This window comes from Micromonospora fluostatini (genome assembly GCF_050410825.1).
In the GTDB taxonomy this organism is placed as follows: Bacteria; Actinomycetota; Actinomycetes; order Mycobacteriales; family Micromonosporaceae; genus Micromonospora; species Micromonospora rosaria.
In genome coordinates this window covers 689,502-703,996 of record NZ_CP191251.1, presented here as the reverse complement: position 1 = coordinate 703,996, position 14,495 = coordinate 689,502, and the positions used below count along the sequence as shown (strand labels likewise).

At 74.7% G+C, this 14,495-nt stretch carries 10 protein-coding genes; 2 read left to right on the top strand and 8 right to left on the bottom strand.

The features are described from left to right. Positions 1-145: 145 nt before the first annotated feature. Entirely contained in the window at positions 146-1,654 is a 1,509-nt protein-coding gene (locus tag ACQUFX_RS03255; protein WP_428964556.1) for a glutamate synthase subunit beta, read from the bottom strand. Beyond that, the gene (gene gltB, locus ACQUFX_RS03250) at positions 1,647-6,347 is read right to left on the bottom strand and encodes a glutamate synthase large subunit (protein ID WP_428964555.1); all 4,701 of its coding nucleotides are present in this window, start codon (positions 6,345-6,347) and stop codon (positions 1,647-1,649) included. Before gltB ends, ACQUFX_RS03255 begins: the two co-directional genes overlap by 8 nt. A 144-nt stretch (positions 6,348-6,491) precedes the next feature. On the opposite strand from gltB, the gene ACQUFX_RS03245 reads away from it, so the two are divergent. Beyond that, positions 6,492-7,337 carry a GNAT family N-acetyltransferase gene (locus tag ACQUFX_RS03245; protein ID WP_428964554.1) on the top strand — a complete coding sequence of 282 codons (846 nt, stop codon included), beginning with the start codon at positions 6,492-6,494 and terminating at the stop codon, positions 7,335-7,337. A gap of 30 nt (positions 7,338-7,367) precedes the next feature. On the opposite strand, the gene ACQUFX_RS03240 is transcribed toward ACQUFX_RS03245, so the two are convergent. From ACQUFX_RS03240 to trpC, 5 genes are all read right to left on the bottom strand, one after another. After that, positions 7,368-8,549 (bottom strand): FAD-dependent oxidoreductase, encoded by a 1,182-nt coding sequence (locus ACQUFX_RS03240; RefSeq protein WP_428964553.1) that lies wholly within the window; start codon positions 8,547-8,549, stop codon positions 7,368-7,370. An 18-nt stretch (positions 8,550-8,567) separates the two neighbouring features. Next, entirely contained in the window at positions 8,568-9,740 is a 1,173-nt protein-coding gene (gene lgt, locus ACQUFX_RS03235) for a prolipoprotein diacylglyceryl transferase (protein ID WP_428964552.1), read from the bottom strand. Positions 9,741-9,988: 248 nt separating this feature from the next. Next, positions 9,989-10,792, bottom strand: coding sequence for a tryptophan synthase subunit alpha (gene trpA / locus ACQUFX_RS03230; RefSeq protein ID WP_428964551.1), 804 nt, complete (start codon positions 10,790-10,792; stop codon positions 9,989-9,991). A gap of 138 nt (positions 10,793-10,930) precedes the next feature. Then, complete coding sequence (gene trpB, locus ACQUFX_RS03225) at positions 10,931-12,181, bottom strand: tryptophan synthase subunit beta (RefSeq protein WP_428964550.1); 1,251 nt, start codon at positions 12,179-12,181, stop codon at positions 10,931-10,933. A gap of 43 nt (positions 12,182-12,224) precedes the next feature. Continuing rightward, positions 12,225-13,028 carry an indole-3-glycerol phosphate synthase TrpC gene (gene trpC, locus ACQUFX_RS03220; RefSeq protein ID WP_211271943.1) on the bottom strand — a complete coding sequence of 268 codons (804 nt, stop codon included), beginning with the start codon at positions 13,026-13,028 and terminating at the stop codon, positions 12,225-12,227. Positions 13,029-13,519: 491 nt separating this feature from the next. Here trpC and ACQUFX_RS03215 point away from each other — a divergent pair, with 491 nt between their 5' ends. Beyond that, entirely contained in the window at positions 13,520-13,783 is a 264-nt protein-coding gene (locus ACQUFX_RS03215; RefSeq protein ID WP_428964549.1) for a hypothetical protein, read from the top strand. Positions 13,784-13,876: 93 nt separating this feature from the next. Here ACQUFX_RS03215 and ACQUFX_RS03210 read toward each other — a convergent pair whose 3' ends face one another. Continuing rightward, positions 13,877-14,413, bottom strand: coding sequence for a Trp biosynthesis-associated membrane protein (locus tag ACQUFX_RS03210; protein ID WP_428966844.1), 537 nt, complete (start codon positions 14,411-14,413; stop codon positions 13,877-13,879). Between the last annotated feature and the right edge of the window lie 82 nt (positions 14,414-14,495).

Genomic DNA, 14,495 nt, shown 5'->3' with positions numbered 1-14,495 from the left:
CGGCCGTCGTCCGGCCGCCAGCCGGGCGCGGTGGGAGGGCCTCCGGATCCGGCGCGACGTGGTCGCGCGGTCGGTGGGGGCCGGAAGCGGACCGGCACACCGGCCGGAGGGCCGGTGTGCCGGTCGGGCAGGACGGGGGTACGGGTCAGCGGGCGGCGAGGGGCTGGGCGGCCGGGCCGACCGGGGCCGGGAGTCGGCCGTGGCCACCGAGGTGGGCGTGGATGGCGGCGGCTGCCGCGCGGCCCTCGGCGATGGCCCAGACGACCAGGGAGGCGCCCCGGTGCATGTCACCGGCGACGAAGACCCCGTCCACGCTGGTCTGCCAGTCGGGGCGGGCGTCGACCGCGCCCCGGACGTTGCGGGTCACCCCGAGCTGCTCCAGCAGCGGCTGCTGCTCGGTGCCCTCGAAGCCGATCGCCAGGAGTACCAGGTCCGCCGGCAGTTCCCGCTCCGAGCCGGGTACCGGGGTGACGATCCGCTGGCCGTCGCGCTTCTCGACGGTGACCTCGGCGATCCGGACCGCCCGCACCTGGCCGGTGCCGTCGTCGACGAACTCCTGCACCGCGGCGGCGAAGAGGCGCTCGCCGCCCTCCTCGTGGGCCGCGTAGCTGCGCAGCACCCAGGGCCAGGTCGGCCACGGGTCGCGGGCCGCGTCCCGGGCGTGCGGGGGCTCCGGGTACATGTCGAGCTGGTACACGCCGGCGGCGCCCTGGCGGTGGGCGACGCCGAGGCAGTCGGCGGCGGTGTCGCCACCACCGATGATCACCACGTGCTTGCCGGCGGCGTCGATCGGGGTGCCGTCGGGCAGGACGGCGCCGGGGACCTTCCCGTCACCGGCGGCGGCGACCGCCCGGTTCGCGGCCACCAGGTGGGACATCGCCTGGTGCACCCCGCGCAGGGCCCGGCCCGGGGTGGCCGGGGTGTCCCGGCCGGCGAGCGCGCCACAGGCCAGCAGCACCGCGTCGTACTCGGCGCGCAACTGCCGGGCGGTGACGTCGACCCCGACCTCGACACCGGTCCGGAACCGCACCCCCTCGGCGGCGAGCTGGGCCAGCCGCCGGTCGATGTGCTCCTTCTCCAGCTTGAAGTCCGGGATGCCGTAGCGCAGCAGGCCACCGATGGCGTCGTCGCGCTCGTACACGGTGACGGCGTGACCGGCGCGGGCCAGTTGCTGGGCGGCGGCGAGACCGGCGGGGCCGGAGCCGACCACGGCGACCGTACGGCCGGTGGGGGTCGGCACCGGCTGCGGGGCGAGTCCGCCCCGGGCCACCGCCGCGTCGGCGATCTCCACCTCGACCTGCTTGATGGTGACCGCGTCACCGCCGCCGATGCCCAGGACGCAGGCCGCCTCGCAGGGCGCCGGGCAGAGCCGACCGGTGAACTCCGGGAAGTTGTTGGTCGCGTGCAGCGTGTCCACGGCCGAGTCCCAGGAACCGGTGCGGACCAGGTCGTTCCAGTCCGGGATGCGGTTGCCCAGCGGGCAGCCGTCGTGGCAGAACGGGATGCCGCAGTCCATGCAGCGGGTCGCCTGCTCCCGGATCAGCTCCTCTCCGGCCGGCGGGTACACCTCGCGCCAGTCGCTGATCCGCACCGGCACCGGACGGCGCGCGGGCAGCCGCCGGTCGTAGCGCAAAAAACCGTTCGGGTCAGGCACGAGCCACCTCCTGGGCGACCACCCGCGGCGCGGGCGGCACCGGCGCCGCCGGGGCGGCCGGCGCCGGCTGGGTTGCCGACGCGGCCGGTGCCGCGAGGGCGTCCATCACCGCGTCGTCGACGTTCTGGCCGGCGGCTTCGGCGGCCCGCATGATCTCCATAACCCGGCGGTAGTCCCGGGGGACCACCGCCGTGAACTCCTCCACCGCGTCAGGCCAGCGCTTGAGCAGGTCCTCGGCGACCGCGGAGTCGGTCTCGGTGAAGTGCTTCTGCACCAGCTCGTGCAGGTGTGCCCGCTCCTCGTCGCGCAACGGCGCCAGGTCGACCAGCTCGGTGTTGACCCGGTGCCGGTCCAGCCGCCAGACGTACGCGGTGCCGCCGGACATGCCGGCGGCGAAGTTGCGCCCGGTCGGGCCGAGCACCACCACGGTACCGCCGGTCATGTACTCGCAGCCGTGGTCACCGACGCCCTCCACGACGGTCACCGCGCCGGAGTTACGGACGGCGAACCGCTCGCCGACCCGGCCGCGCAGGAACACCTCCCCGGCGGTGGCGCCGTACAGGATGGTGTTGCCGGCGATGATCTGGTCCTCGGCGCGCTCCCCCGGCCCGGCATCGCCGGTGACGAACGGGGCGGCGGCGTCCGGGCGGACGACCAGCCGGCCGCCGGAGAGGCCCTTGCCGACGTAGTCGTTGGCGTCGCCGTGCAGCCGCAGGGTCACCCCGGCGGGCAGGAACGCGCCGAACGACTGCCCGGCGGTGCCGCGCAGCACGAACTCGATGGTGTCGGTGGGCAGGCCGGCGCCGCCGAAGCGGCGGGTCACCTCGCCGCCGAGCATCGCGCCGACGCTGCGGTGCTCGTTGCGGACCGCCACCTCGACCCGGACCGGCTCCCGGTCGCTCAGCGCCGGCTGGGCCAGCGCGATCAGCTCGTTGTCCAGGGCCAGCTCCAGGCCGTGGTCCTGGGCGCGGATCCCGCGCCGGGCCGCCCCCTCGGGCAGCTCCGGCAGGTGCAGCACCCGGGCCAGGTCCAGGCCCTTGGCCTTCCAGTGGTCCACCGCCGGGGCGACGTCGAGCAGCTCGGTGCGGCCGATGGCCTCGTCGATGCTGCGCAGCCCCAGCTCCGCCAGGTACCCCCGGACCTCCTCGGCGAGGAAGAGGAAGAAGTTCTCGACGAACTCCGGCTGGCCGGTGAAGCGCTCGCGCAGCGCCGGGTTCTGGGTGGCGATGCCGACCGGGCAGGTGTCCAGGTGACAGACCCGCATCATGACGCAGCCGGCGACGATCAGCGGGGCGGTGGCGAAGCCGAACTCCTCGGCCCCGAGCAGGGCCGCGACCAGCACGTCCCGGCCGGTCTTGAGCTGCCCGTCGACCTGGACGGTGACCCGGTCGCGCAGCTTGTTCAGCAGCAGGGTCTGCTGCGCCTCGGCCAGCCCCAGCTCCCACGGGGTGCCGGCGTGCTTGAGCGAGTTCAGCGGGGACGCGCCGGTGCCGCCGTCGTGACCGGAGATCAGGATGACGTCGGCCTTGAGCTTGGCCACGCCGGCCGCGACCGTACCCACGCCGACCTCGCTGACCAGCTTGACGTGCACCCGGGCGGCCGGGTTGACGCACTTGAGGTCGTGCACGAGCTGGGCGAGGTCCTCGATGGAGTAGATGTCGTGGTGCGGCGGCGGGGAGATCAGACCGACGCCCGGGGTGGCGTGCCGGGTCCGGGCGATCCACGGCCAGACCTTGTTGCCGGGGAGCTGCCCACCCTCGCCGGGCTTCGCGCCCTGGGCCATCTTGATCTGGAGGTCGTCGGCGTTGACCAGGTACTCGCTGGTCACCCCGAACCGGCCGCTGGCGATCTGCTTGACCGCGCTGCGCCGCTGCGGGTCGTGCAGCCGCTCGACGTCCTCGCCACCCTCACCGGTGTTGGACTTGCCGCCGAGGCGGTTCATCGCCACGGCCAGGGTCTCGTGCGCCTCCGCCGAGATCGAGCCGTACGACATGGCGCCGGTGGCGAACCGCTTGACGATCTCGCTGACCGGCTCGACCTCGTCGATCGGCACCGGGGGCCGGACGCCGGTACGCAGGCTGAACAGCCCGCGCAGCGAGCCGGTCTTCGCGGCCAGCTCGTCGACCTTGGCGGTGTAGTCCCGGAAGACGTCGTACTGCCGGCTGCGGGTGGCGTGCTGGAGCAGGAAGACCGTCTGCGGGTTGAACAGGTGCAGCTCGCCCTCGCGCCGCCACTGGTACTCCCCGCCGACCTCCAGCCGGGTGGGGGCCTCGGCGCCCGGCGCGGGCCAGGCCCGGGTGTGCCGGGCGGCGACCTCGGAGTGGATCTCGGCCAGGCCGATCCCGCCGATGGTGCTCGGGGTGCCCCGGAAGTAGCGCTCGACCAGCCGGCTGTCCAGGCCGACGGCCTCGAAGACCTGCGCCCCGCAGTACGACGAGACGGTCGAGATGCCCATCTTCGACATGATCTTCAGGACGCCCTTGCCGAGCCCCTTGACGTAGTTGCGCACCGCCGTGGCCGGCTCCACGCCGGGCAGGGCCCCGGTGGCGATCATGTCCTCGACCGACTCGAAGGCCAGGTACGGGTTGACCGCGGCGGCGCCGTACCCGATGAGCACGGCGGCGTGGTGCACCTCGCGGCAGTCACCGGACTCGACGACCAGCGCGACCTGGGTGCGGGTCTGCTCCCGGACCAGGTGCTGGTGCACGGCGGCGGTGAGCAGCAGCGACGGGATCGGGGCGAGCCGCTCGTTGGAGTCCCGGTCGGACAGGACCAGGATCCGGACGCCGTCCTCGATCGCCTCGGAGACGTGCCGGCAGATCTCGGTCAGCCGGGCCCGGATGCCGGGGCCGCCGTCGCGGACCCGGTACAGCCCGGAGACCCGGACGGCCTTGAAGCCGGGCAGGTCACCGTCCTCGTCGATGGAGAGGATCTTGGCCAGCTCGTCGTTGTCGATCACGGGGTACGGCAGCACGATCTGCCGGCAGCTCGCCGGACCCGGGTCGAGCAGGTTGCCCTCCGGGCCGATGGTCGACGCCAGGCTGGTCACCAGCTCCTCGCGGATGGCGTCCAGCGGCGGGTTCGTGACCTGGGCGAAGAGCTGGTGGAAGTAGTCGTAGAGCAGCCGGGGGCGCTCCGACAGCGCGGCGATCGGGGTGTCGGTGCCCATCGAGCCGATCGGCTCCGCCCCGGTCCGCGCCATCGGGGCGAGCAGGATCTTCAGCTCCTCCTCGGTGTACCCGAAGGTCTGCTGGCGGCGGCGCACCGAGTCGTGGGTGTAGACGCTGGGCTCGCGCCGGGGCAGGTCGTCCAGCTCGATCAACCCGGCGTGCAGCCAGTCGGCGTACGGCTGCGCGGCGGCCAGTTCGGCCTTGATCTCCTCGTCCTGGACGATCCGGCCGTTGACCGTGTCGACCAGGAACATCCGGCCGGGCTGGAGCCGCCCCTTGGCGACCACGGTGGCCGGGTCGAGGTCGAGCACGCCCGCCTCGCTGCCCAGCACCACGAGCCCGTCGGCGGTACGCCACCAGCGGCCCGGCCGCAGCCCGTTGCGGTCCAGCACCGCGCCGACGATCTCACCGTCGGTGAAGGCGACCGAGGCGGGGCCGTCCCAGGGCTCCATCAGGCTGGCGTGGAAGCGGTAGAAGGCGCGCTTGTCCGGCCGCATGCCCGGGTCGTTCTCCCAGGCCTCGGGGATCATCATCAGCACCGCGTGCGGCAGGCTCCGCCCGGCCAGGTGCAGCAGCTCCAGCACCTCGTCGAAGTTGGCCGAGTCGCTGGCGGCCGGGGTGCAGACCGGGAAGAGGCGGCGGATGTTGCCCGGGATGTTCGGGCTGCGCAGCAGGGCCTCCCGGGCCTGCATCCAGTTCCGGTTGCCCCGGATGGTGTTGATCTCACCGTTGTGCGCGATGAACCGGTACGGGTGGGCCAGCGGCCAGGACGGGAAGGTGTTGGTGGAGAACCGGGAGTGCACCAGGGCGATCGCGCTGGCCACCCGCTCGTCGGTCAGGTCCGGGAAGAACTCCGGGAGCTGGTCCGGGGTGAGCATCCCCTTGTACACCATGGTCCGGCCGGACAGCGACGGGAAGTACGCCGGCACGCCCCGCTCGGCGGTCTCCCGCTCGACCTGCTTACGCAGGCAGAACGCCACCCGGTCCAGGTCGACGCCGGTCAGCCGGGAGCCGGCCGGGCCGGCCGGGGTGTCGGTGAGCCGGTGCGCGGCGACGAAGACCTGCCGGACCCGGGGCATCGCGGCCAGCGCGGTCTCGCCGAGGCCGCTCGGGTCGGTCGGGACGTCCCGCCAGCCGAGCAGGTCGGCCCCCTCGACCAGGGCGTACTTGTCGACCACCCGGCGCGCCTGCGCCTCGGCGGCGTCGTCGTCGGGCAGGAAGACCAGGCCGGTGGCGTACTCCCCGGCCGGGGGCAGCGGGAAGTCCACCACCGCGCGGAGGAAGGCGTCCGGCACCTGGATCATGATTCCGGCGCCGTCGCCGGTGTTCGGCTCCGCGCCACGGGCACCCCGGTGGTCAAGCCGGCAGAGCGCCCCGAGACCGCCCGCGACGACCTGGTGGGAGCGCCGGCCGTGCAGGTCCGCCACGAAGGCCACGCCGCAGGCGTCGTGCTCCTGGGCCGGGTCGTACAGCCCGGTCGCGGCGGGGGCGAGCTGCGGATTGGGAGGGTACGGGAAAACCACCGGGTCTCCTGTCGTCACTCAGGTTGGATCACGGTCGGGACGACGTCGGCCCTAGAGGGTCTATTGAGTCTACGGTAGGGGCTGGCGCGCAAGGCCAGTTCGGATTGATCACACTTCCAGTAGTTGAGACGGTAATCTCGCGCGGTGGATTTGGTACAGGCGGGACTGCTCGACCGGATCGAGTCGTTCTACGACGCGGTGCCCCGCGACGCGGCCCGTGCGGAGAAGCACGGTGGCCTGGTGTTGTTCGTCCGGGAAGGCCCCGGATGGCCGTTCTACGCCCGCCCGGCGCCGGACGCCACCGCGCCACCGTCGGCGGCCGACATCACCACGGTACGTCACCGGCAGCGGGCCCTCGGACTGCCGGAGGCGTTCGAGTGGGTGCACGAGCACGATCCCGGGCTGCTCGCGGTCGCCCGATCGGCGGGGCTGGCCGTGCTGGAGGCGCCGCTGCTGGTGCTGGACCCGGACAGTCGGCCCGATCCGGGCGTGTTCAGCGACGTGCCGGTGCGGTTGCTCACACCCGACGCGCCGGACTTCGCCGGGGACGTGGCCGCGCGCCGCGCCGTCGCGGCGGTGGGATTCTCGGCGGCGGGAACGGCCCGGGGCGAGGCCGGCCCGGCCGCCCGTGACGCCGCCGTCACCGAACTGGACGTCGCCGCCCTGGAGGAGGAGGCGGTCCGGGTCGCCGACGGCCGGCGGCTCTCCGTCCTGGCGGAGGTACCCGGCCAGGGCGCCCTGGCCAGCGGCATGGCGATGCGGGTGGGCGACGTGGCGGAGATCGCCGGGGTGGCCACCCTGCCGGCGGCCCGGCGACGGGGGCTCGGCGCGGCGGTCACCGCCGCGCTGGCCCGCGAACTGCTCGCCACCGGCGCCTCGGTGGTCTTCCTCTCCGCCGGCAGCACGGAGATCGCCCGGGTCTACCTGCGGGTCGGCTTCCGCCGGATCGGCACCGCCTGCCTCGCCGAGCCCACCGCCGGCCGGCCCTGACCCGCCCGCCCGGCGAGCCGGCGGGGCGGGTCAGGGGGTGGGCGGCTGCCAGCGGGCGGCGGCCTCGGCGGCGTTGCCGAGCAGCCTCGGGGTGATCGCGCCGAGCGCGGCGTCCCGGGCCCGCAACGCCAGCCGGCCCCGGGTCCGCAGCACCGCCGACATCCGGCGGGTCTGCCGGACCACCGTCGCCGCCCGGGGTCGCCGGGCCCGGTCGTACCGGGCGAGGGCGTCCGGCAGGCTGATCTCCCGGACCAGGCTCTGCAGGGTCGCCGCGTCCTCGAAGGCGAGGCACGCCCCCTGGCCGAGGTGCGGCGGCATGGCGTGGGCGGCGTCACCGAGCAACACCACGCCCCCCGGGCCGGCCGGGAAGGCGTACGTGCGGGGCAGCGGGCGCAGCTCACGGATCTCGTGCTGCACCAGCGCACTCGGGTCGGTGGCGTCGAGCAGGTCGTCGATCGGGCTGGGCCAGCCCGCGTACCAGCGGCGCAGCAGCGTGAGCTGGGTCTCCGGGGGCTCCGGCCGGGGCGCGCCGGCCGCCGTCGCGGCCCAGTAGACGCCGCCGCGCCGGGTCGAGCCGTGCTCGCCCAGCGGGGCCACCACGAAGCGGTACCCCGCGCCGAGCACCTCCCCGCCGCTCGGGTGGTCCACGGCCGCCTGCGGCGCCCGGTACCAGGGGACCACCGCCGCCCAGGTGGCGCAGCCGGAGCTGACCACGCTGGAGGTGGGGGCGAGGTGCCGGCGGACCACGCTGTCCGTGCCGTCGGCGGCGACGACCAGGTCGGCGGCGAACATCTGGCGGCCGTCGCCGACCGCCGGCCGGTCGTCGGGGGTCGCCCGCACCGTCCGGATGGTCACGCCGGTGCGCAGCTCCACCCGGTCGCCGAGGCCGGCGATCAGGGCGTCGTGCAGGTCCTCCCGGTGCACGATCACGGGGGTGCGTTCGGCCGCCGCCGGCCGGGGCTGGACCAGCCAGTGCCCGTCGGGGCGGCGGACCCCACCGTCGGCCAGCGGGGTCGAGATCGTCGCCAGGGCGGTGTCGAGGCCGAGCGCCCGCAGCGCGCGGACCCCGTTGGGCCAGAGCACGACGGCTGTGGGCTCCGGGCGGACCCGGTCGGCCCGCTCCAGCAGGGTGACCCGCCAGCCGGAGCCGGCCAGCGCGCCGGCCACCGCCAGGCCACCGAGTCCGGCCCCCACCACCACCGCGCTACGCATCGCTGCCGCCTCTCCCGCTCAGCTGTCGCGTTCGGCGCGCCGGCCGGTGCCACCCTCGGCGGGAGCCCCCGCGTCGGCGGTCGACCCGTCGGCGGCGGGCGCGTCGCCGCTCTCCGTCGGCGCGTCCGGCCCGGTCGACGCCGGGTCGGCCCCGCGCGCCCGGTCCGGTTCGTCGGGCACGGCGCCGGTCTCCTGGTACGCGCGGAACTCGTCCTCGGTGACCACCCGGTACCCCTCCGGGGCGGCGGACGGCTTCTCCTCCCGCTGGGAGAGGTCGAGCTGGGAGACGTCGCCGCTGGGGCCGGTGGGCACGGGCGCCGCGCCGGCGCCGACCGGGATCACGTACTCCCGGGGGCCGCGGACCCGGAGGAAGTAGATCAGCGCGCCGAGGAAGACCAGGGCGGCGGTCCACACGTTGAGCCGGACGCCGAGGATCCGGTTGGCCTCGTCAGTCCGCATGATCTCGATCCAGAATCGGCCGACGGTGTAGCCCATCACGTACAGGGCGAAGGCCCGGCCCCGGCCGAGGCGCAGCCGCCGGTCGAGCAGCAGCACCAGGACGGCGACGCCGACGTTCCACAGCGCCTCGTAGGCGAAGGTCGGGTGGTACAGGCCCGGTTCGAGGATCGGCTGCCCCTGGTCGTCGCGGAGCGCGTGGCCCGGGTTCTGCGGATCCATCCGGTGGATCTCCAGGCCCCACGGGAGCGTGGTCCGCCCGCCGTACAGCTCGTTGTTGAACCAGTTGCCGATCCGACCGACGGCCTGGGCCAGCGGCAGGCCGGGGGCGAGCGCGTCGGCCACCACCGCGAACGGGATGCCGAGTTGGCGGGCGGCGAACCAGGCGCCGACCGCGCCACCGGCGACCGCGCCCCAGATGCCGAGCCCACCCTCGTGGATGTAGAAGATCTTGATGAGTTCCCCACCGGCGCCGAAGTACTTGTCCGGCGAGGTGATCACGTGGTAGATCCGGGCGCCGATGATGCCGGCGGGCACCGCGTACACCGCGATGTCCAGCACCGCGCCCGGCGCGACGCCGCGCTGGCGCAGCCGCCGCTCGGTGACCCAGCAGGCCACCACGATGCCGAGGATGATGCAGAGCGCGTACGCCCGGAGCGGCACAGGGCCGATCTGCCAGACAGCGGTGCTGGGGCTGGGCAGGGCCGCCTGGGGAGTCAGCGAGGCGAGAGTCACGGGTCAACACGCTACCGTCGCCCGACGCCCCGGCGGCACCCCGGTAGGCCCGCTCGTCTTCCACCGACCGCTCCCCGACGCCCCGCCGACCACCGCAGGTCCAGCCGGCGACCGGACGGCGAACGGACGGCGAACAGCGCGGCGATCTCCGCCGGTGCGGGCCCACCTGTCCAGGGCAGGACGGACTGCCCGATGCGGTGGCATGCCGCCCGACGCGGGGTTCTCGTCCCTGATGCAGGGCTTTCGGGTCAGCGGTGCGGGTTGCGCACGCCCTCGGCCAGCTCGGCGCTCAACGTCCGCAGCGCGGCCACGCCGCTGGCCTGGTCCGGGGCGTCGAGCAGGCAGCGGATCAGGGCACTGCCCACGATCACCCCGTCGGCGTACCCGGCGACCGTGCCGGCCTGCGCGCCGGTGCCGACGCCCAACCCCACCCCGACCGGCAGGTCGGTGACGGCGCGGACCCGGGAGACCAGGGTCGGCGCGGCGGAGGAGGTCTGCGTCCGGGCCCCGGTGACACCCATGACCGCGGTCGCGTAGACGAAGCCCCGGCAGTGCTCGACGGTCATCGCCAGGCGGGCGTCGGTGGAGGAGGGCGAGACCAGGAACGTCCGGTCGAGCTGGTGGGCGTCCGAGGCGGCCAGCCACTCGTCGGCCTCGTCGGGGATCAGGTCGGGGGTGATCAGGCCCGTGCCCCCGGCGGCGGCCAGGTCCCGGGCGAAGGCGTCCACGCCGTACTGCTCGATCGGGTTCCAGTAGGTCATCGTCACCACCGGCGCGCCGGTGGCCGCGACCGCCTCAACGATGCGCAGGGTGTCCCGGGTCCGGACCCCGCCGGCCAGGGCGATGTCACTGGCCTTCTGGATCACCGGGCCGTCCATCACCGGGTCGGAGTACGGGATCTCCACCTCGATGACGTCGACGCCGGCCTCGACCATCGCGGTCATCGCCGCGATGCTGCCCTCGACCGTCGGGAACCCGGCCGGCATGCAGCCGACCAGCACCGCCCGCCCGTCGGCCCGCGCCTTGTCGAACGCCACCCCGATCCGGCTCACGCCGCCACCTCACTGCGTTCGGCGTCGTCGTGGACGACGGCAACGACGGTTCGCTCGCCAGACTCGCTCACGCCGCCACCTCACTGCGTTCGGCGTCGCCGTGGACAACGACCACGACGGTCCGCTCGCCGGACTCGCTCACGCGTTCTCCTCCTTGTCGAGGATGCCGAAGTACTCGCCGGCGGTGTGCACGTCCTTGTCGCCCCGGCCGGAGAGGTTGACCACGATGGTGGGCTCCCGGCCCAGGTCGGCGGCGAGTTTCGGAGCGATCTTCAGGGTGCCGGCGAGGGCGTGCGCGCTCTCGATCGCCGGGATGATCCCCTCGGTCCGGCAGAGCAGCTCGAACGCGGCCATCGCCTCGGCGTCGGTCACCGGCAGGTACGTGGCCCGGCCGGTGTCGTGCAGCCAGGCGTGCTCCGGCCCGACCCCCGGGTAGTCCAGCCCGGCGGAGATCGAGTGCGACTCGACGGTCTGCCCGTCGGCGTCCTGGAGCACGTACGTCCGGGCGCCGTGCAGCACGCCGGAGGTGCCACCGGTGATGCTGGCCGCGTGCCGGCCGGTCTCCACCCCGTCGCCGCCGGCCTCGAAGCCGTACAGCCGCACGTCGGGGTCGCCGACGAAGGCGTGGAAGATGCCCAGCGCGTTCGAGCCGCCACCGACGCAGGCGGTCACCGCGTCCGGCAGCGCCCCGGTCAGGTCCAGGCACTGCTGCCGCGCCTCGTCACCGATGCCCCGGACGAAGTCACGGACCAGCGCCGGGAACGGGTGCGGCCCGGCCGCCGTGCCGATCAGGTAGTGGGTCTCGTCGACGTTGGCGACCCAGTCCCGCATCGCCTCGTTCATCGCGTCCTTGAGGGTGCGGGACCCGGTGGTGACCGGCACCACGGTGGCGCCGAGCATCCGCATCCGCGCCACGTTGAGCGCCTGCCGCTCGGTGTCCACCTCGCCCATGTAGACGACGCACTCCAGGTCGAACAGGGCGGCGGCGGTGGCGGTGGCGACGCCGTGCTGCCCGGCCCCGGTCTCGGCGATCACCCGACGCTTGCCCATCCGCCGGGTGAGCAGCGCCTGGCCGAGGACGTTGCGCACCTTGTGCGCCCCGGTGTGGTTCAGGTCCTCCCGCTTGAGCAGGACCTTCGCGCCGGCCCGGGCGGAGAGCCGCTCGGCGGTGTAGAGCAGCGAGGGGGTGCCGGCGTAGTCCCGCAGCAGCGCGCCGAACTGCGCCCGGAAGGACTCGTCGGCCATCGCCGTCCGGTGCGCCTCACCCAGCTCGTCCAGCGCCGCGACCAGCGCCTCCGGCACGAACCGGCCGCCGAAGCGGCCGAAGTGACCGGTGCCGTCGGGCTGCGCGGTGGTCTCGGCTGCTGCGGCGGGCACGTCGGCGCTCATCGGGTGCTCCTGATCCTCTCGGTCGTCGCGGTCCGGTGCACGCTCACCGCACCGGCCGGGGCGTGGCCGGGTGGTTGCCGGCGTTGACCAGCTCGGCCACCGCCTCCCGGGGGCTCTTCTGGGTGACCAGACCCTCGCCGACGAGCACCGCGTCCGCGCCCGCCGAGGCGTACCGGATGAGGTCGTGCGGACCCCGCACGCCCGACTCGGCGATCTTGACGACGTTGCTCGGCAGGCCGGGCGCGATCCGCTCGAACACCGACCGGTCCACCTGAAGGGTACGCAGGTCACGGGCGTTGACCCCGATGACCTGGGCACCGGCCTCCAGGGCCCGGTCGGCCTCCTCCTCGGTGTGCACCTCGACCAGCGCGGTCATGCCCAGCGACTCGATCCGCTCCAGGAGGCCGACCAGCACGTTCTGCTCCAGCGCGGCGACGATCAGCAGGACCAGGTCCGCCCCGTGCGCCCGCGCCTCGTGCACCTGGTAGCTGGAGACCACGAAGTCCTTGCGCAGCACCGGCACCCGGACGGCGGCCCGGACCGCGGCGAGGTCGTCGAGGGAGCCGCCGAACCAGCGCCCCTCGGTCAGCACGCTGATCGCCCGCGCCCCACCGGAGGCGTACTGCCCGGCCAGGTCGGCCGGGTCGGCGATCTCCGCCAGCCGCCCCTTGGACGGCGAGGAGCGCTTCACCTCGGCGATCACGGCCACGCCGGGCTTGCGCAGCGCCGCGTACGCGTCCAACGGCGGCGGCGCGGCGGCGGCCAGTTCGCGGATCCGCTCCAGCGGAACCTGCTCCTGCCGTCGGGCGACGTCCTCGCGGACACCGGCCAGGATCTCGTCGAGCACGCTAGCGGGCGCCGCCGGACCGGCCTCGTCCCCCTCCGCGTGCCCATGCTCAGCAGTCACCAACGGACTCCCCTCTCCGGGCGTCATGGGCCGATGCTAGGTGGCGCCACCTGGCGAAGACCGCCGGGGGTATGGCGCTGCTCACGAGACGGGCTGGGGCATAATGGCCGACCTCCGGTGAACGAGATGTCACCCAGCGCCACCGCTCCCATCGACCTTCGTCACCCACCCGGACCGACCGTGAGCGTCGCGTCGTCGACCACCCCATCACTGCCTCCATCATCGCCGGCCGGCGAGCGCGGCGCAGTGCAATCATGATTGTCGATGCTGTGACGAAGATCAAGGAAGGTCGGCCCGGTTCGGCCCGTTGCCCCGGAGGGACAGTTGACCCGTCGGTCACCATGGTGAAACGTGCGGCCGGCAGCATACGGACGCGGCAGACTCGACGGCGTGCCTGCCCACGTCGACCCACTTCTCGTACGGGGTGAGACATGAGCGCGGAGAAGCCCAACCCGATCGGCCTGACCACCGTCTCCCGGACCGTCGCGTCGCTGGCCGCCGGGATGGTGCACTCGGTGGAACGCGCCGTGGTCGGCGAGGCCCGGATCCGGACCGCCCGGGGCAACGCCTGGGAGGCGGTCTGCGCCGACCGGGCCCGCGCCGACCGCCGTGCCGAACTGGACCGGATGGTGGCCGAGCTGGCCGCCGCCCGCGCCGACCGCGCCACCACCCCGCGGCGGCAACCGGTCGGCTGACCGGGCCCGCCCGCACGACCGGTCGGCCCGCACACCCGGCCGACTGACCGGCTGGACCCGCGTGGCCGGGTCGGCCGACCGTCGACTGACGGGTCAGCCGGCGGTCGGGTCCTCGCCCCGGTCCAGCGCGTCCCACGCCTCGACGGTGCGCCGCCCGGTCACCGGGCCGGCCCGCTCCGGCGCCGGGGCGGCCCGGGCCCCGCGCACCGGCCGCTCGTACCGGGCCCCCATCGCCGGCCAGCGGTGCCCCCGCAGCAGGGTGAGCAGGCCGCCCAGTCCGACCAGCACCCCGCCGACCAGGCACAGCGCCGGCCACTGCCGGCTCGGCTCGCCACCGGTCTCGGCGACCAGCCCGTAGCCGCCGCCGGCCGCCACCGCCGCGCCGAGCGCCAGCAGCAGCGCGCCGAGCAGCCGCCGGAGGCGACCCCGGGTGGCCAGCACCGCGCCGCCGCCGGCCAGCGCCACCAGCGCCAGCGCCGGCACCCAGGGCACAAGTCCCACCCCGGTACGCCCCTCGCGCAACGCGGGCAGCGGCACCGGACGGACGGTCACCTCCACCGACCAGGTCCGGGTCGCCGCCCACACCGCCAGGCCCGCCCCGGCCAGGCAGAGCAGCACCGCGTACGCCAGTGCGCGCCGGCCGGGATCGGGCGTCCCGGCGGCGACGGTCGCCGGGGCGGCCGGCGCGCTGCCGTCGCCCCCGGGAGCCGGG

Coding starts and splice junctions, on each gene's coding strand:
- ACQUFX_RS03240 (WP_428964553.1), bottom strand. CDS start 8,549: ATGCGTAGCGCGGTGGTGGTGGGGGCCGGACTCGGTGGCCTGGCGGTG.
- trpB (WP_428964550.1), bottom strand. CDS start 12,181: ATGAGCGCCGACGTGCCCGCCGCAGCAGCCGAGACCACCGCGCAGCCC.
- ACQUFX_RS03215 (WP_428964549.1), top strand. CDS start 13,520: ATGAGCGCGGAGAAGCCCAACCCGATCGGCCTGACCACCGTCTCCCGG.